At 64.4% G+C, this 15403-nt stretch carries 19 protein-coding genes and 2 pseudogenes; 10 read left to right on the top strand and 11 right to left on the bottom strand.

Features of this window, described 5'->3' with window-relative positions:
- Nucleotides 1–41 precede the first annotated feature (41 nt).
- Together FFS60_RS08795 and FFS60_RS08800 are read left to right on the top strand one after the other, a co-directional pair.
- Complete coding sequence (locus tag FFS60_RS08795; protein ID WP_028630435.1) at nucleotides 42–1151, top strand: NADH:flavin oxidoreductase; 1110 nt, start codon at nucleotides 42–44, stop codon at nucleotides 1149–1151.
- A gap of 143 nt (nucleotides 1152–1294) precedes the next feature.
- Nucleotides 1295–2254, top strand: coding sequence for a DegV family protein (locus tag FFS60_RS08800; RefSeq protein WP_028630436.1), 960 nt, complete (start codon nucleotides 1295–1297; stop codon nucleotides 2252–2254).
- Here FFS60_RS08800 and FFS60_RS08805 read toward each other — a convergent pair.
- The gene (locus FFS60_RS08805) at nucleotides 2251–3462 is read right to left on the bottom strand and encodes a glycosyltransferase family 1 protein (protein WP_137821747.1); all 1212 of its coding nucleotides are present in this window, start codon (nucleotides 3460–3462) and stop codon (nucleotides 2251–2253) included. The genes FFS60_RS08800 and FFS60_RS08805 overlap by 4 nt on opposite strands.
- Nucleotides 3463–3655: 193 nt before the next feature.
- Here FFS60_RS08805 and FFS60_RS08810 point away from each other — a divergent pair, with 193 nt between their 5' ends.
- Nucleotides 3656–4174, top strand: coding sequence for a hypothetical protein (locus tag FFS60_RS08810; RefSeq protein WP_051246862.1), 519 nt, complete (start codon nucleotides 3656–3658; stop codon nucleotides 4172–4174).
- A 63-nt stretch (nucleotides 4175–4237) separates the two neighbouring features.
- On the opposite strand, the gene cysZ is transcribed toward FFS60_RS08810, so the two are convergent.
- Complete coding sequence (cysZ, locus tag FFS60_RS08815) at nucleotides 4238–5005, bottom strand: sulfate transporter CysZ (RefSeq protein ID WP_028630438.1); 768 nt, start codon at nucleotides 5003–5005, stop codon at nucleotides 4238–4240.
- Between the two features lie 287 nt (nucleotides 5006–5292).
- Here cysZ and trxB point away from each other — a divergent pair, with 287 nt between their 5' ends.
- On the top strand, nucleotides 5293–6240 hold the full coding sequence (gene trxB / locus FFS60_RS08820; RefSeq protein ID WP_028630439.1) for a thioredoxin-disulfide reductase: 948 nt from the start codon (nucleotides 5293–5295) through the stop codon (nucleotides 6238–6240).
- A 370-nt stretch (nucleotides 6241–6610) separates the two neighbouring features.
- Here the strand turns inward: trxB and FFS60_RS08825 are convergent, their stop codons facing one another.
- The 7 genes from FFS60_RS08825 to FFS60_RS08855 form a co-directional block, all read right to left on the bottom strand.
- Complete coding sequence (locus FFS60_RS08825) at nucleotides 6611–7198, bottom strand: putative glycolipid-binding domain-containing protein (RefSeq protein WP_137821748.1); 588 nt, start codon at nucleotides 7196–7198, stop codon at nucleotides 6611–6613.
- 197 nt (nucleotides 7199–7395) lie between these two features.
- The gene (locus FFS60_RS08830; protein ID WP_028630441.1) at nucleotides 7396–7737 is read right to left on the bottom strand and encodes a HopJ type III effector protein; all 342 of its coding nucleotides are present in this window, start codon (nucleotides 7735–7737) and stop codon (nucleotides 7396–7398) included.
- Nucleotides 7734–8027: a DUF1244 domain-containing protein gene (locus tag FFS60_RS08835; protein ID WP_028630442.1), complete on the bottom strand. Its 294-nt coding sequence runs from the start codon at nucleotides 8025–8027 to the stop codon at nucleotides 7734–7736. Before FFS60_RS08835 ends, FFS60_RS08830 begins: the two co-directional genes overlap by 4 nt.
- Nucleotides 8028–8114: 87 nt before the next feature.
- A complete protein-coding gene (gene folX / locus FFS60_RS08840) occupies nucleotides 8115–8486 on the bottom strand; it encodes a dihydroneopterin triphosphate 2'-epimerase (protein WP_028630443.1) in 372 nt (123 codons plus the stop codon).
- Nucleotides 8487–8489: 3 nt separating this feature from the next.
- Nucleotides 8490–9050 (bottom strand): GTP cyclohydrolase I FolE, encoded by a 561-nt coding sequence (gene folE / locus FFS60_RS08845; protein WP_028630444.1) that lies wholly within the window; start codon nucleotides 9048–9050, stop codon nucleotides 8490–8492.
- A gap of 20 nt (nucleotides 9051–9070) precedes the next feature.
- Nucleotides 9071–9781 carry a dihydromonapterin reductase gene (gene folM, locus FFS60_RS08850; RefSeq protein ID WP_028630445.1) on the bottom strand — a complete coding sequence of 237 codons (711 nt, stop codon included), beginning with the start codon at nucleotides 9779–9781 and terminating at the stop codon, nucleotides 9071–9073.
- Between the two features lie 80 nt (nucleotides 9782–9861).
- Entirely contained in the window at nucleotides 9862–10431 is a 570-nt protein-coding gene (locus FFS60_RS08855; protein WP_028630446.1) for an antibiotic biosynthesis monooxygenase, read from the bottom strand.
- 233 nt (nucleotides 10432–10664) lie between these two features.
- Between FFS60_RS08855 and FFS60_RS08860 the strand changes: the two genes are divergently transcribed.
- On the top strand, nucleotides 10665–11612 hold the full coding sequence (locus FFS60_RS08860) for a MerR family transcriptional regulator (protein ID WP_028630447.1): 948 nt from the start codon (nucleotides 10665–10667) through the stop codon (nucleotides 11610–11612).
- 229 nt (nucleotides 11613–11841) lie between these two features.
- Here the strand turns inward: FFS60_RS08860 and FFS60_RS08865 are convergent, their stop codons facing one another.
- Nucleotides 11842–12288 carry a PAS domain-containing protein gene (locus tag FFS60_RS08865; protein ID WP_137821749.1) on the bottom strand — a complete coding sequence of 149 codons (447 nt, stop codon included), beginning with the start codon at nucleotides 12286–12288 and terminating at the stop codon, nucleotides 11842–11844.
- 103 nt (nucleotides 12289–12391) lie between these two features.
- On the opposite strand from FFS60_RS08865, the gene FFS60_RS08870 reads away from it, so the two are divergent.
- On the top strand, nucleotides 12392–12841 hold the full coding sequence (locus FFS60_RS08870) for a flavodoxin (RefSeq protein WP_137821750.1): 450 nt from the start codon (nucleotides 12392–12394) through the stop codon (nucleotides 12839–12841).
- The gene (locus tag FFS60_RS08875; protein WP_137821751.1) at nucleotides 12841–13299 is read left to right on the top strand and encodes a cupin domain-containing protein; all 459 of its coding nucleotides are present in this window, start codon (nucleotides 12841–12843) and stop codon (nucleotides 13297–13299) included. Before FFS60_RS08870 ends, FFS60_RS08875 begins: the two co-directional genes overlap by 1 nt.
- Before the next feature lie 90 nt (nucleotides 13300–13389).
- Here the strand turns inward: FFS60_RS08875 and FFS60_RS08880 are convergent.
- A pseudogene (locus FFS60_RS08880) lies at nucleotides 13390–13500 on the bottom strand (LysR family transcriptional regulator); the annotation flags it as partial.
- 5 nt (nucleotides 13501–13505) lie between these two features.
- On the opposite strand from FFS60_RS08880, the pseudogene FFS60_RS08885 reads away from it, so the two are divergent.
- The 3 genes and pseudogenes from FFS60_RS08885 to FFS60_RS08895 form a co-directional block, all read left to right on the top strand.
- Nucleotides 13506–13613: pseudogene (locus tag FFS60_RS08885) on the top strand (LrgB family protein); the annotation flags it as partial.
- Nucleotides 13614–13707: 94 nt separating this feature from the next.
- Nucleotides 13708–14490 (top strand): class II aldolase/adducin family protein, encoded by a 783-nt coding sequence (locus FFS60_RS08890; RefSeq protein WP_028630451.1) that lies wholly within the window; start codon nucleotides 13708–13710, stop codon nucleotides 14488–14490.
- Nucleotides 14491–14540: 50 nt separating this feature from the next.
- Complete coding sequence (locus FFS60_RS08895; RefSeq protein WP_051246865.1) at nucleotides 14541–15365, top strand: alpha/beta fold hydrolase; 825 nt, start codon at nucleotides 14541–14543, stop codon at nucleotides 15363–15365.
- Nucleotides 15366–15403: the final 38 nt, after the last annotated feature.

The raw sequence follows: 15403 nt of genomic DNA on the forward strand, positions 1-15403 counted from the left end.
AACCGAGACGACCGGTCATATGGCCGGCCACAGGAGAACCCATGACCGCTCCCGTTAAAGCCCTGTTCGAACCCTTCCGCCTTGGCGGCCTGGAACTGCCCACCCGCGTGGTGATGGCGCCCATGACCCGCTCCTTCTCCCCGGGCGGTGTGCCCAACGCCAAGGTGGTGGAGTACTACCGCCGCCGTGCGGCCGCCGGCGTCGGTCTGATCATCACCGAGGGCACCACCATCGGTCACAAGGCCTCCAACGGCTATCCCCATGTGCCGCGCTTCTTCGGTGAAGACGCCCTGGCCGGCTGGAAGGAGGTGGTCGACGCGGTACACGCCGAAGGCGGCCGCATCGTTCCGCAGCTCTGGCATGTGGGTAACGTACGTCGCCTGGGCACCGAGCCGGACGCCAGCGTTCCCGGCTACGGCCCGACGGAGAAGGTGAAGGACGGCCAGGTGGTGATCCATGGCATGACCAGGGACGACATCCAGGAAGTGGTTGCCGCCTATGCCCAGGCCGCTCGTGATGCCCAGTCCATCGGCATGGACGGCGTGGAAATCCACGGCGCCCACGGCTACCTGATCGACCAGTTCTTCTGGGAAGGCAGCAACCAGCGCACCGACGAGTACGGCGGCAGCCTGGCCAACCGCTCGCGCTTCGCCATCGAAGTGATCCAGGCCATCCGGGCCGCCGTCGGCCCGGACTTCCCGATCATCTTCCGCTTCTCCCAGTGGAAGCAGCAGGACTACACCGCGCGTCTGGTGCAGACCTCCGAAGCCCTGGGTGAATTCCTCAAGCCGCTGGCCGATGCCGGTGTGGACATCTTCCACTGCTCCACCCGCCGCTTCTGGGAGCCGGAGTTCGAAGGTTCCGAGCTCAACCTCGCCGGCTGGACCCGCCAGCTCACCGGCAAGCCCACCATCACCGTCGGCAGCGTCGGCCTGGATGGCGAGTTCCTGCAGTTCATGGTCAAGACCGACAAGGTCGCCCAACCGGCCAATATCGAAGGCCTGCTGGAACGCCTGAACAAGGAAGAGTTCGACCTGGTCGCCGTGGGCCGCGCCCTGCTGGTGGACCCGGACTGGGCCGTGAAAGTGCGCGAAGGGCGGATGCAGGACATCCTCCCGTTCAGTCGGGATGCGCTGACGAGCCTGGTGTAAGTTGTTGAAGAAGCCCCGCTCGCGGGGCTTCTTTTTCACCCTCCCCACCAAACCCTCATTCAGTTGGGCTGACACCACCACCTCCTGCGGTCACTGTGCGCGCATCACAACAAGCGCCGGCACACCGGCCGAAGGAGCAACCCATGCGCATTGGCCTGGTAGTGGACGCCACCTGTGACCTGCCCCAGGACTTTCTCCTCAAGCACCGCATCCCGGTGCTGCCCATCCGTATCCGGATGGGTGAACACTCACTGGTCGATCGCCGCGTTCCCCTGGCCACCCAGGCGTTCTACAGCGAACTGCTGCCGAAGGTCGGCCCGGCTGATCGCAGCGAGCCGCTGCAGGTGACGGAAATGCAGGAGTGGTTCCTGGAGGAACTGGTCACCCGATTCGACCATGTGCTCTGCCTGACCATTTCCGCGCAGCGCAGTCCGATCTTCGAGCACGCCACCCAGGCCTCCTTCGGCTTGCTCCAGCGCTACCGGGACCGCCGTGCGGCGGCCGGGGTGAGTGGGCACTTCGCGATGCGGGTGGTGGATGGCGGCAACATCTTCGCCGGTACCGCGGTGCTGGCCGCCGAGGCGGTGCGGCTGATCGGCGACGGCGCCCACCCCAATGCCGTGCGTACGCGGCTGGAGCAGTTATCCGGTCGGATCTGCACCTTCCTCCTGCCCGATGACCTCGGTCATCTGCGCCAGCGCGGATTCCAGAAGGGCGAGCGCAGCGGCCTGCTCGACCGCCTGCGGGGGGCGGCACTGGGGTTGGGTTCATTGCTGGACGTGAAGCCAGTGATCAGCGTGCAGCAAGGTGAGGACAAGCCCGTGTCGCTGGCACCGAACTTCGACAAGGCGGCGGAAAAGCTGCTGGCCCATGCACGAAGCCGGGTGTTGGCGGGTGAGTTGCTGGCGCCGCAGGTGTGCATCAGTTATGCCGGGGAGCTGTCACTGGTACGTGACCTGCCCGGCTTCGCTGAGCTGGAAGCGGCCTGTGCGGAAAGTGGCGTGACCCTGCATCTGGCGATGCTCAGCCCCACAGGGGCGATCAACCTGGGGCGTGGTGCCCTGAGCCTGGCGTTTGCGGCTCCCGCCGTTGCATTTTCCTAGGCGTGTGGTGGCAGGCTCCCGCCGACCGGGGCCTGCACTTCGGGGCGGCGGGCATGCAGCAGGTACTGCTCGAATTGTTGGACGATGGCTTCCCAGCCCTGGCGGCCGGCGTGCATGCGTGCGTTGAGGCGCACTCGGCGCAGGCATTCCGGATCTTCCAGCAGCCAGGTGGCGGCCTCGATGAAGCTGTTCGGCTCATCGGGCAGGGCCAGGGCGCCATTGTGGCCGTGGCGGATATGCTGGGCTGCGGCGGCCTGGTCGAAGGCCACCACCGCCAGACCAGAGGCCAGGGCTTCGAGCACCACGTTGCCAAAGGTTTCCGACAGGCTGGGGAACAGGAACAGATCCCCCGAGGCGTAGTGCCGGGCCAATTCCTCGCCTCGCTGCACACCACAGAACAGGGCGTCCGGCAGGGCGCGCTGCAGCGGCAGCCGCTGCGGACCGTCACCGACCACCACCAGCTTCAGTCGTCGCTGTGGATAACGTTGCTGCAAGCGCTGGAAGGTCTCGCCGAGCAGGCCGAGGTTTTTCTCGACGGCGAGCCGGCCGACGTGGATCACCGCGATGTCCTGCTCGCCCAGGCCCCACTGCGCACGCAAGTCGGGGCAGCGGCGAGCGGGATTGAACAACTGGCCATCGACCCCGCGGGAGAGCAGTTGCAGGCGTTCGAAGCCGCGCCGGGTCAGGTCCTGCAACTGGCTCACGCTGGGCACCAGGGTCAGCCGCGTGGCGTTGTGGAACCAGCGCAGGTAATTGGTCAGCAACCGGGTCAGCAGGCCCGCGCCATAGTGGCCGGTGTACTGCTGGAAGTTGGTGTGGAAGCCGCTCACCACCGGGATACCCAGGCGCCGGGCGGCACGCAGGGCGGAGAATCCCAGCGGGCCTTCCGTGGCGATGTACAGCACATCCGGCTTGCGCTGGCGCCAGCGGCGCAACAGCTTGTGCAGGCAGGACTGGCCCCATTGCAGGCCGGGGTAGCCCGGCAGCGGCCAGCCACGGATCAGCATCAGGTCGTCGTCACTCCTGCGGTCGTTGTCGCAGGACTGGCGCGGACGCACCAGTTGCAGCCGGTGGCCGGCGGCGCGCAAGCCGTCGCAGAGGCGGCCAAGGGTATTGGCCACGCCGTTGACTTCGGGCAGGAAGGTTTCGCTGATCAGCGAGATGTACAGGGGCGCTATGGTCATGGAGCCAGTGTCGGCAAGGGCCATGTAGCTCGTATGACAGCCGTATGACGCCTATGTGACTGCCGGCCGCAGGCGGCAAGACCTTGCCGCACCAGGGTGTGGTCGCTCCGCTCAGGAAAGTCCGCGAAGCCTTTGTTTTCAAGGCCTTGGAGCGAAGGGTGAACATGGCATGGTACTTGAGTACCAAGCCGCGGATTCCCTTACAGGAGCAGCACAGGTGGCAATCAACTCGATCAGCGGGCTAGGGGCGGGCAGCGCCCTGTCAGGCCTTGGATTCCGCAACGGTAAATCTGCGAAGGAGAGTGAGGATCCCTTCGCGATCAACACGAAGGAAGAGCCTCGACGTACCACGTCCCCCGGCTCGGAGCGTGACTACAGGGCCTGGCAGGCAACCGAGGAGGGCTTTGCCCGAATGCGGGTAGAACTGCAGAACTCGGCTGGGAAGCTGGAAATGAGCAACAAGGATCTACCGGCCGATCTGGAGTTGGGCGGCCAGACTGCGGTGGAGAAGTTCCAGGAATACATGGACAAGTCGCCTGCCGAGAAGATGCGCGATGCGATCCTTGCGGAGATGGGACTGACCCAGGAGGAGCTCGACGCCATGCCGCCGGAACAGCGGGAGGCCGTCGAGAAGGAGATCGCCGAGCGCTTCCAGCAGCGCATGGAGATGCAGGCCAAGGAAGAGGAGGAGGAGAAGCTGCAGCGGGAAAATCCGACCATCCGCACCCAGGCGTGATTACCGTCCTGATGCGACAAGCCCCGGTCTGACCGGGGCCTGCCGCAGGTGCAGTTCAGCGAATCAGCGCACCACCTGACCGGCCTGTTTCTGCAGCGCCAGGTCACCTTGCTCGCGCACCCAGAACAGGGTGGCGCCGGCCACGGCGGCGGGCATCATCAGGATGTTGACGAAGGGAATCATCAACGCCAGGTAGGTGATGCCGCCGAACCCCAGGCTCTGCCAGCGCTTCTCGCGCAGCCAGGCGAGCATCTCGTTCCAGCCCAGCTTGTGGTTGTCCGCCGGGTAGTCGATGTATTGCACCGCCATCATCCAGATACCGAAGACAATCCACAGCGGCGCGGCCAGCAGGTTGACGCCGGGGACGAAGGAAAGGATCAGCAGTACGCCGGCGCGTGGCAGGAAATAGGCCAGCTTGCGCAGCTCGCGGCCCAGGGTACGCGGGATCATCGCCATCAACTCGGCCCAGCTGAAGGCCGGGAAATCGTCCTGGCCGCGCACCACCACTTCCACCTTCTCCGCGAGGAAACCGTTGAACGGCGCGGCAATGATGTTGGCCAGCATGGTGAAGGAGAAGAACACCAGCACCAGCACCAGCACCACGAAGAGTGGCCAGATCAGGTACTCAAGGAAGCTCAGCCAGTCGGGAAGGCTGGGCATGAAGGCGTCGACCCAGCCGCTGAACTCCTGCATTGCGAAGCCGATCAGGGCGGTGAACAGCAGCAGGTTGACGGTCAGAGGCAGCAGGACGAACAGGCGCAGTCCGGGGCTGAGAACCAGTTTCAGTCCTTCGCCGAGGTATTGCGGCCCGGATAGAGCGGGTGCAGGCATGATGGTCCCCCAAGGTTGCAAACGCGCCGACCTTAGCGGCTTTGCCGGCGATGTGGAAAGCCTGGAAAAGGCTCGGAACAATTTTGATGGCCGTTTTGGCAATAGGCGCCGCCTATTGCCAGGATTGAGAGCGGGTATTTCCGCTATCCAGAGGCGGCCAGTAACCTTGCGCTCATTCCTGGCCAGTTGGTAGCGGTCAGACCCGGTTCAACGGGGCCACTGCATCCAAAGCCTTCCCCAAGTGCAGCAGTGGCCCCTTTTTATGCCCGGAAGGGCGGGAGTCAGCCATGTCCGAAGCACGTCATTCGCGGGTCATCATCCTCGGTTCCGGCCCTGCCGGTTACTCCGCGGCTGTCTACGCCGCCCGTGCCAACCTCAAGCCGCTGTTGATCACCGGCATGCAGGCGGGCGGCCAACTGACCACCACCACCGAAGTCGACAACTGGCCGGGCGACCCTCACGGCCTCACCGGCCCGGCGTTGATGCAGCGCATGCAGGAGCACGCCGAGCGTTTCGAGACCGAGATCGTTTTCGACCACATCAATGCCGTGGACCTGGCCGGTAAGCCCTTCACCCTGGTAGGGGACAGCGGCACCTACACCTGCGACGCGCTGATCATCGCCACCGGTGCCAGCGCCCGTTACCTGGGCCTGCCTTCGGAACAAGCGTTCATGGGCAAGGGCGTGTCCGCTTGCGCCACCTGCGATGGATTCTTCTACCGCAACCGCGAAGTGGCGGTGGTCGGTGGCGGCAACACGGCTGTGGAAGAGGCGCTGTACCTGGCCAACATCGCCAGCAAGGTCACCCTGGTGCATCGCCGCGAGACCTTCCGCGCCGAGAAAATCCTCCAGGACAAGCTGAAGGCGCGCGTCGCCGAAGGCAAGATCGTGCTGAAGCTGAATGCCGAGGTGGACGAAGTGCTGGGCGACAACATGGGCGTCACCGGCGTGCGCCTGAAGCGCAACGATGGCGGCACTGACGAGCTGACGGTGGACGGCCTGTTCGTCGCCATCGGCCACACCCCGAACACTTCGCTGTTCGAAGGCCAACTGGCGCTCAAGGACGGCTACCTGGTGGTCAATGGCGGCCGTGAGGGCAACGCCACCGCCACCAACATCCCCGGCGTGTTCGCCGCCGGCGACGTGGCCGACCATGTATACCGCCAGGCCATTACCTCCGCTGGCGCCGGTTGCATGGCCGCCCTGGATGTCGAGCGTTACCTCGACGCGCAATAATCCTGACCTGATGAAGAGAAGCCCCGAATGCGGGGCTTTTCTTTTGCGTCAGGCTGCAGATGAGTTTCAGGATGGATTGGGCCGGGGGAGAGTGACGCGTCAGGTCGTTTGGGGCCCGGCGTTGCAGCCCTTCGGCCTGCTTGCCGAATGAATTGGCTATGACATGCATTGCATGTTGTAGGCACCTGCATCGCCCGTAGGAGCTGGCTTGCCAGCGAATGGCCGCGTTTCGCTGGCAACCAGCTCCTACAAGTCTCTTGGCCCGATGGTCCATCTCTCGCAACAGCTAACGCAGACATAGCGAATGAATTCGACCCTACAGAGAAGCGCGTAGCCCTAACCCGAGTCAGCCTTGCAGGGGCGCTACGGATCAAACCCAGGTATTCAGCTCCAGTGTCCGCGCGCTCATGCGCTGGTACAGCCCCTGCGCTTCCAGAAGCAGGGACTGTTTGTCCACGGTCAGCTCGATTGCCTTGCGACCTTCCGCCTCGCAGCGGTAGAGGCTCTGCTGGGCGTGCTGGCGCAGGCAGTGGTAGCGCAATTGACGGGCTTCTACCCGCAGGCTCGACAGGTCGATATAGGCGACCTGCACCTGTTCGCTCTGGCCGGTTTCCAGGCCGCAGCGTTGCAGTGCCGGGGTATGGGTGAAGGGTGTTCCGGCGAGCATCACCAGTTGGCACGGGTCGAGGTCGCGACGGTGCTGGCCATTGAGCAGCCAGCGGCCGCGGATATCGCGGTCCAGGCGCAGGCTGCGTGGTCCGTGATAGTCCACCTTCAGCCAGAGATGGCGGAAGCGCCAGCGCGGGTCGCTGTCCAGCACGTAAGTGGCGGCGATGCTCTGGCCATTGCGGTTCTGGATCAGGTGGCTGCTGGCATGTATGCCCTGCTCATCCATGGACAGGCGCAGGCTTTCCACGCCGGGCGTCGTCAGGGGTTTCCAGACAAGGGTTTGCTGCATCCATGCGCTCCGGGATGAGGAGAGGGGGGGTGGGTTCGCTCCTGCGGGAAAGCGCGCGATCCTTCGGTGTATCCGTTTGCCACCGATAACAAATGAGAAAAATACGCGTTTGGTTGGGAAAAATCTGTCAGTCATTACCGACAGAAATCGGAAGCCAAAGCGTAAGAAACCGCCCCGGACGGGGCGGTCGATAGGGATCAGGCCTTGCGTTGCAGCGGTTGGCGCTCGAAGCGCACACCCGCCAGACCGGTGTTCATCAGGGCGCGGATATTGCCGTGGTCGCTGCCGTCCGGGGTGGCCAGCACGGAGCGGTAGTGCTCGCCAAAGGCCAGCAGGGTCTCTTCCAGGCTGAAGCCTTCCAGCAGGGCCAGGCCAAGGGTCTTGCAGGAGCCTTCGTTCTGGCCGGCGGCGTTCTCCACCGGGCCATTGGCAAAGGCGCTCTGCTGGTAGTCGTAGCCGGCGGCGATGAACGCCAGGGTGTCGGCGAAGACGTGCTGGTCGCTGTGCAGGCGGGCGCGGAAGTCGTTCAGATTGCTCATTCTTTGTTCGCTTTGTTGAAGGCCGCTTGCTGCTCGGCACTGGCTTCTTTCTGGTACTTGGCTTTCCAGTCGGCGTAGGGCATGCCGTAGATCTCTTCGCGCGCCTGGTCCGGGGTGACGTCCATGCCGAGATCGTCGGCGGCGGCCTTGTACCACTTGGACAGGCAATTGCGGCAGAAACCGGCGAGGTTCATCAGGTCGATGTTCTGTACATCGGGGCGGCTACGCAGGTGTTGCACCAGACGGCGGAAGGCGGCGGCTTCGAGTTCGAGGCGTTCTTGCTCGGTCATGGCAGGATTCTCCTGGGGCTTTCGGGAGGAATGGGCGGGGATGATAAGAGCCCTCCGTGGCCTCGGTAAACAGCGCTGCTCACCGGCCTATCTGTGGCCGGCAAGGGTAATCGAAACCGATTCTGCAAAGCGCAGCGCGTGGGGCTTGTCCACTTCCACTTCGGCATAGCGCACGCTGGGGTTGGCCATCACCAGGTCGAGGATTTCCTGGGTAAGGCGCTCCAGCAAGGCGAAGCGGTTTTCCTCGACGTGGCGGATGATCGCCTTGGTGATGGTGCGGTAGTTCAGCGCGTGGTCGATGTCGTTGTCGCGCACCGCCTCGGCAGCCGGGTAGAGGATGGTGAGATTGATCAGCACATCCTGCTTGTTGAGGATTTCCTCCTCCTTGATTCCGATGAAGGTGCGCAGGCGCAGGTCCTTGACGCGGATTCGCGCCATTCCGGGCTCCAGTCTCGGCATTCTCTAGTTGCTCCGTCCGATCAGTTTCAGGAATTCGTGGCGGGTGTTCTGGGACTCCCTGAAAGCCCCGAGCATCACCGAGGTGCTCATCACCGAGTTCTGCTTTTCCACGCCGCGCATCATCATGCACATGTGCTGGGCTTCGATCACCACCGCCACCCCGGCGGCGCCGGTCACGCGCTGCACCGCTTCGGCGATCTGGCGGGTGAGGTTCTCCTGGATCTGCAGCCGCCGCGCGAACATGTCGACGATGCGCGCGATCTTCGACAGCCCCAGCACCTTGCCGGTGGGAATGTACGCCACATGGGCCTTGCCGATGAAGGGCAGCAGGTGGTGTTCGCAGAGGGAATAGAGCTCGATGTCCTTGACCGTCACCATCTCGTCGTTGTTCGAGGCGAACAGGGCGCCGTTGACGATCTCGTCCAGGCTCTGTTCATAGCCGTGACACAGGTAGCGCATGGCCTTGGCCGCCCGCTTGGGCGTGTCGCGCAGGCCTTCACGGTCCGGGTCTTCGCCCAGGCCCAGCAGGATTTCCCGGTAGTGCCGGTTCAGATCATCGCTCATGGTGGCAGTCCTTGTGGCGCCTACTTGAGGTGGCGGCCGCCGTTCAGGGTCAGGGTCGTTCCGGTGACGTAGGAGTTGTCCAGGAGGTAACGCAGGCCCTGGTAGACCACCTGTGGGCCGGGCTCGATGCCTAGCGCCGACTTGGCCAGGGTCTTCTTGCGGTAAGCGTCATCGTCATCGGCATTGAACATCACCAGAGCTGGAGCAATGCCGTTGACCTTGATGTGCGGGGCGAAGCGCGCGGCGAAGGACAGCGTCAGGTTGTCCAGCCCGGCCTTGCTGGCGCAGTAGGCGATACGCTTTTCGCTGCCCTTGCGCGCCACGTCGTCACTGAGGTGGATGATGTCGGCCGGGCTGCTGCGGCGCAGCAGTTCCTCGCACTGCAGGTTGATCAGGTAGGGCGCCAGCATGTGCACGCTGAACATCCGCTGGAAGGCCTCGGCCTCCTGGCCGGGCGCTTCCGTGAGCCAGTCCGAGGCGTTGTGGATGATGGCGCGCAGGCTGTCGGTGCAGGCTTTGAGCGAGTCGATGAAGGCAAGGATGCCGGCTTCGCTGGAGAAGTCCGCCTGCAGCGTCACGGCACCGCGTTGGCGCAGGTGCCGGACGCCGTCACGTTCGGTGCGGTAACTGATGATCACCGGCTGGCCGTCGTCCAGCAGGCGCTCGGCGCAGTAGAGGCCAACGCGCTGGCTGGCGCCGGTGATCAGGATGGGGGCGGTGGGGCGGCTCATTGACGCCTCGAAATCTGAGGACTATGGCCGGCCACGTTATACCAGGGGTGGGGCTTGTACAAATTTTCGGAAGAGCCGGCTCAGCGTGGTTGCACCGCAGCCCCATTGCTTGCCAGGGATGCGCGGCCGCCTTGCAGCCAGGGGGCCAGCAGGCGGGTCGAGAGCGGGATGAACCAATAGGTCATGAGCGGCGTCAGCGCCAGGGTGCTGATCAGGATCCGCACGGCCAGCGGCAAGTCGCCCAGCGCGCCTTCGAACAGCAGGTTGAAGGCCAGGGATACCGGGAAGAATGCCAGCCAGATGGCCACGCTCTGCTTCCAGCGGGGCGGGCGCTGTTCGGCCTTGCCGAACCAGGCATCCAGGCCCAGGGCGCGATGTTCGTGGGGTTGCTGGAACAGGCCGGTGCCCCGTTCCAGCCAGGCGCGACGCGAAGCAGAGTGCTCCCAGGCGGCCATGGTCGGCTCGTCGGTGAAGCGGAAGATCATCTGGAATTCGTCGTCATCCGGCGGTGGCGCCAGTACGCCCGATCCGAGATAACCGGGGAAGTCGGCGGCCAGTTGCTCGCCTTCGCGCAGCCAGGCCATGAAGTCGTGGTAGCGCTCGCGGGCGACGCGGCGGGCCACCATCAGGGTGACGGGATCGGCAGACATCGTGTATCTCCTTGCAACCGGGTGCCCGCCCGGGTAGGGCAGTGGCACATCACGCAGCGCCGGGGTGGTGGGCTGCGCAAAAAAAGAGGCAAGGATTATTCCGTTTTTTCAACAAAGTGCCAGCGTGAAGGATGACCGGTGGGTCGTGGCATGCTTTCCGTGGCCTGTGGCCAATTGGAATCCCCGCCGCAAGGTTTAAACTGCGTGAATCTTTCCCCTGACGAATGCCCACCATGACCGAATCCGGTGCATCCCACGCATCCAGCGCCCTGAAACAGGAAGAACTCTTCCCGATTCGGGAGGTTTCGCGCCTGACAGGCGTCAACCCGGTCACCCTGCGGGCCTGGGAACGGCGCTACGGGCTGATCCAGCCGACGCGCACCGACAGCGGTCACCGCCTGTATTCAATGGCGGATGTCGAGGCGGTACGCAGCATCCTCGCCTGGATCGAGCGCGGCGTCTCGGTGAGCAAGGTGGGCAAGCTGCTGGCCCGCAGCCATGCGGCGAAGGTGCCGGTGGCGTCGATCCACCACGAAGCGGCCGCAGGGGAGTGGAGCGAGCGGCGCGCCCAGGTGCACAAGGCCCTGTCCACCCTGGACGAGGCGGAGCTGGAGCGGGTCTACGGCCAGGTGTTCTCCACCTATCCCCTGCACGTGGCCTTCGCCGATGTGCTGATGCCGGTCTGGCAGGCGCTGTTGCTGCGTCAGGATGAGTTCGGTCGTGGCAGCGAGTGGGTCTTCTTCGACAGTTTTCTCCGCGCCCGGGTCCTGCAGCGTCTGCAACTGGCCCGCAGTGGCCAGCAGCAACGCGTGCTGCTCGCACCGTTGCCAGGGCAGGGGCGTGAACTGGAGCTGCTGGTGGCCGGCCTGCTGCTTGGCAGCAGCGAGGTGGCAATCAGCGTACTTGGCCTGGGCCAGCCGCTGGCCGAGCTGGAGATGGTTTGCGGCAAGCTGCAGCCCCAGGCCATGGTGCTGTTCTCCAACCAGCCGCCGGACGATGACCTTGGCCAGCAACTCAACCGGCTGGCTCGGGGCCTGGACTGCCCCCTGGCCCTGGCCGGCGATACCGCCGACCTGATGAGCGAGGAACTCGACGGCACGCCCGTCGCCTGCCTCGGCAGCGAGGGACGACTGATGCAGCGGCGCCTGCGGCAGTTCCTTTCCGGTCACCTGGATACCTGAAGCTGCTTTCGCCCGTCTTTTGTCGACTTCATCGAGGCTAAGGCAGCGTGCCGGGTAGCTACCCGGCGCGCTGCGCTTCAGGCGACCGTTCGGCAGGAAGAGTCGAGCAACCCTTGCTGGCGCGCTGATCAAATTCTATACAAATACTTGTACATAAATTTGCTTTGTATAAGTTTGTCTGCGCTACCGGTGGCCGATTCATTCACCTTTCCTGGGCTACCGGTTTTTTTCAGCCTTTCAGGGCCGCCAGCTCGGCCTTGAGGCTGGCCAACTCCGCTTCCAGTTCACGCACTCGCTGACGGGCTTCCACCTGTTCGGTAACGTCCTTCTGAATGCCGATGAAATAGGTGAGTTGGTCGGATTCGTTCAGAACCGGGGTGATCGACAGCTCGTTCCAGAAGGGACTGCCGTCTTTGCGGTAGTTACGCAGGATTTGCCGACACGGCTGGCCGTTGCGGATCGCCTGGCGGATAGCGGCCAGGCCCAGTTGGTTGCGGTCCTGGCCCTGGAGGAAGCGACAGTCCTGGTAGAGGATTTCGTCGCTGGAGTAGCCGGTAAGGCGCTCGAAGGCGGCATTGGCGTAGATCAGGATATTGTCGTCGCCCTCCTGTTCGGCGACCACGATGCCGTCGTTGGAGGCGTCTATTACCAGTTGCAGAAGCTTGGCGTTGATCATTTCCCGGACTCGCTCGACCTGACCGGAAGCAGTCTAAGGCATCCTTCGGTCCTTGCCAGTTGCGGCATAATGCGCGGCATTTCGCCCCAGACTCGGAGTACCCATGAAAGTCGCCATCCTGTCCGGCTCGGTCTACGGCACCGCCGAAGAAGTCGCCCGTCATGCAGAAAAGCTGCTCAAGGCCGCCGGCCTCGATGCCCACTACCTGCCGCGGGTGAGCCTGGACGACCTGATCACCTTCGACCCCGGGGCGCTGCTCACCGTGACCGCCACCACGGGCATGGGCGAACTGCCGGACAACCTGCTGCCCCTGTACGCCGAGCTGCGCGACCGCCTGCCCAACTGGCGCGGCCGCGCTGGCGCCATCCTCGCCCTGGGCGATTCCAGCTATGACCTGTTCTGCGGCGGCGGCGAGATGATGCGCGAACTCTATGCCGAACTCGGCCTGCGCGAAGTGGTGGAGATGCAGCGCCTGGACGCCAGCGAAACCGTTACCCCGGAGCTGGACGCCGAGCCCTGGCTGAACAGCGTCATTGCAGCGCTGAAAGCCTGATGCATCCGCGTGCCGAATACCTGATCCGCGAGCTGCAACTGGCTCCTCACCCGGAGGGCGGCTTCTACCGCCGGGTGTTCGAGTCGGCCAGCCGCCTGCCGGGCGGTCGTGCAGCTGTGTCGGGGATTTTCTTCCTCTTGCCGCAGGGGGGCGTGAGCCGCTGGCATCAGGTGGATGCCGACGAGATCTGGCACTTCTATGAAGGCGATCCGCTGGAGTTGCTGGTCGCCGAATCGCCCGCAGACGTCCGCCGTGAAATCCTCGGCCCGGTGGCCGACGGCAGCCTGCCCCAGCGCACCGTGCCGGCCCATGCCTGGCAAGCTGCCCGTGCCTTGGGCGCTTACACCCTGGTGGGGTGCAATGTGGCTCCGGGTTTCGAATTCGCCGGCTTCCGTCTGCTGGCCGACGACCCCGAGGCGCAGCGGGAATGGCCATTGCTGGATATTGCGTTGCTCTGACCGGGGGCTATGCCGGGCCTCGAATGGTGGACCGGTGAAGCGAGGTCCACCCTACGGCAGAAGCCCGCTTGTGAGCGAATTCATTCGCCCCTACGAAACGTTCAGCGGCGAATACTCTCGCAATTCGAGCCACGCCTGCGCTGCCCGTGACAGGTAGGCGCCCTCGCGCCAGACGAAGGCGATGTCCCAGCGCAGGTCAGGGGCACCAGGCCCAGGAGGTGGGGCGTGAAGAGGACACGGTGGCCGGTCTCGTGATGGTCCTGATGGGCCTGCTCAATCTTTTTGCCGCGCCGCTGGTGGTTGCCCTGATCTGACCCGCAAGGCCATTAAGCTGGCTGCCAAGGCGACTATCGCCGCGGCAGCCCATGGCTAGACTCCTCGCACAGATAACAACAACGAGGTTTCGCCATGACCGCCGCTCACGTCCTCCCGTCGCTCAACCTCAAGGACAAGGTGTCCGCCGCCGAATGGCAGACCCGTGTCGACCTGGCCGCCTGCTACCGCCTGATCGCCCTGTACGGCTGGGACGACCTGATCTTCACCCACATCTCCGCCAAGGTCCCCGGCACCGAGGACTTCCTGATCAACCCCTATGGGCTGATGTTCCACGAGATCACCGCCTCCAGCCTGGTGAAGATCGACCTGGCCGGCAACAAGTTGATGGATGGCCCCTACGACATCAATCCGGCCGGCTACACCATCCACAGCGCCGTGCATGAGGTGCGTCCGGACGTGGGCTGCGTGCTGCATATCCACACCCCCGCCGGCATTGCCGTATCGGCGCAGAAGCAGGGCTTGCTGCCGCTGTCCCAGCAGTCGCTGTTCGTGCTTTCCAGCCTGGCCTACCACGGCTACGAGGGCGTCGCGCTGAACCATGACGAGAAAGCCCGCCTGCAGGCCGACCTCGGTCAGGCCAACTTCATGATCCTGCCCAACCATGGCCTGCTCACCGCCTTCGGCAGCATCGCCGATGCTTTCCTCGGCATGTTCACGATGCAGCGCGCCTGCGAGATCCAGGTGATGGCCCAGTCCGGTGGCGGCGAACTTATCCACATCCCGCAGCAGATCCTCGACGGCGCCAAGGCGATGCTCGCCGGTGTGATGAGAAGCTCCTCGGGCATGGGCGGCGCGCTGCCCTGGCCGGCGCTGCTGCGCAAACTCGACCAGCAGTTCCCCGGTTACGCGCAGTGACCGGCCTGGCCGGCATTCCCCTGGGCGATTGGCGCGCCCAGGCACAGGACATGGACTTCCGTGGCCAGCGCATCCGCTACTGGACGGCGGGGGAGGGCGAACCGTTGCTGTTGATCCACGGCTTTCCCACTGCGTCCTGGGACTGGCACTACCTCTGGGAACCCCTGGCGCGGCGCTTCCGCGTCATCGCCTGCGACCTGCTGGGTTTCGGCTACTCCGCAAAACCGCGTGGGCATGACTACCGGCTGCTGGAGCAGGCCGACCTGAAGCAGGCGCTGCTGGCGCACCTGGGGGTGGATGGCCCGGTGCATGTGCTGGCCCACGACTATGGCGACAGCGTCGCCCAGGAGCTGCTGGCGCGGCACCACGAAGGGCGTTTCAACCTGGCCAGCTGCGTCTTCCTCAATGGCGGCCTGTTCCCGGAAACCCACCGGCCGGTGCTGGTGCAGAAACTGCTGCTCAGTCCCGTCGGTAGCCTGGTCGGTCGGCTGTTCTCGCGGCGCAAGCTGGCTGCCAGCTTCGCCCAGGTGTTCGGCCCGAACACCCAGCCCAGCGAACGGGAGCTGGATGACTTCTGGCGCTTGATCGCCGAAAGCGATGGGCCGTCCGTGATGCACCGCCTGATCCATTACATCCCCGAACGTCGCCAGCAGCGTGACCGTTGGGTGGCAGCGATGCAGAAGGGTGGGGTGCCGTTGCGGGTGATCGACGGCGCAGTGGACCCGATTTCCGGGGCGCACATGGTGGCGCGCTACCGCGAACTGATCCCGAATGCCGACACCGTGCTGCTCGAAGGCATCGGCCACTACCCACAGACTGAGGCGCCGGATCAGGTGCTGGAGCACTACCTGGCCTTTCATGATCGAGATAGATAGCGGCATTTCCCACAACCTATTAGGACGTGTCCGCCTCC

Origin of the sequence: Pseudomonas sp. D(2018) (assembly GCF_005502555.1) — a bacterium.
Lineage (GTDB): Bacteria > Pseudomonadota > Gammaproteobacteria > Pseudomonadales > Pseudomonadaceae > Metapseudomonas > Metapseudomonas resinovorans.

Excerpts from the sequence above, each read along its gene's own strand:
- FFS60_RS08825 (WP_137821748.1), bottom strand. The coding sequence starts at position 7,198 with ATGCAGCAAACCCTTGTCTGGAAACCCCTGACGACGCCCGGCGTGGAA.
- folX (WP_028630443.1), bottom strand. The coding sequence starts at position 8,486 with ATGCCGAGACTGGAGCCCGGAATGGCGCGAATCCGCGTCAAGGACCTG.
- FFS60_RS08805 (WP_137821747.1), bottom strand. The coding sequence starts at position 3,462 with ATGGCCCTTGCCGACACTGGCTCCATGACCATAGCGCCCCTGTACATC.
- cysZ (WP_028630438.1), bottom strand. The coding sequence starts at position 5,005 with ATGCCTGCACCCGCTCTATCCGGGCCGCAATACCTCGGCGAAGGACTG.
- FFS60_RS08895 (WP_051246865.1), top strand. The coding sequence starts at position 14,541 with ATGGACTTCCGTGGCCAGCGCATCCGCTACTGGACGGCGGGGGAGGGC.
- FFS60_RS08830 (WP_028630441.1), bottom strand. The coding sequence starts at position 7,737 with ATGAGCAATCTGAACGACTTCCGCGCCCGCCTGCACAGCGACCAGCAC.
- FFS60_RS08860 (WP_028630447.1), top strand. The coding sequence starts at position 10,665 with ATGACCGAATCCGGTGCATCCCACGCATCCAGCGCCCTGAAACAGGAA.
- folE (WP_028630444.1), bottom strand. The coding sequence starts at position 9,050 with ATGAGCGATGATCTGAACCGGCACTACCGGGAAATCCTGCTGGGCCTG.
- FFS60_RS08865 (WP_137821749.1), bottom strand. The coding sequence starts at position 12,288 with ATGATCAACGCCAAGCTTCTGCAACTGGTAATAGACGCCTCCAACGAC.
- FFS60_RS08855 (WP_028630446.1), bottom strand. The coding sequence starts at position 10,431 with ATGTCTGCCGATCCCGTCACCCTGATGGTGGCCCGCCGCGTCGCCCGC.
- FFS60_RS08875 (WP_137821751.1), top strand. The coding sequence starts at position 12,841 with ATGCATCCGCGTGCCGAATACCTGATCCGCGAGCTGCAACTGGCTCCT.
- FFS60_RS08890 (WP_028630451.1), top strand. The coding sequence starts at position 13,708 with ATGACCGCCGCTCACGTCCTCCCGTCGCTCAACCTCAAGGACAAGGTG.
- FFS60_RS08795 (WP_028630435.1), top strand. The coding sequence starts at position 42 with ATGACCGCTCCCGTTAAAGCCCTGTTCGAACCCTTCCGCCTTGGCGGC.
- FFS60_RS08870 (WP_137821750.1), top strand. The coding sequence starts at position 12,392 with ATGAAAGTCGCCATCCTGTCCGGCTCGGTCTACGGCACCGCCGAAGAA.
- FFS60_RS08800 (WP_028630436.1), top strand. The coding sequence starts at position 1,295 with ATGCGCATTGGCCTGGTAGTGGACGCCACCTGTGACCTGCCCCAGGAC.
- folM (WP_028630445.1), bottom strand. The coding sequence starts at position 9,781 with ATGAGCCGCCCCACCGCCCCCATCCTGATCACCGGCGCCAGCCAGCGC.
- FFS60_RS08835 (WP_028630442.1), bottom strand. The coding sequence starts at position 8,027 with ATGACCGAGCAAGAACGCCTCGAACTCGAAGCCGCCGCCTTCCGCCGT.
- trxB (WP_028630439.1), top strand. The coding sequence starts at position 5,293 with ATGTCCGAAGCACGTCATTCGCGGGTCATCATCCTCGGTTCCGGCCCT.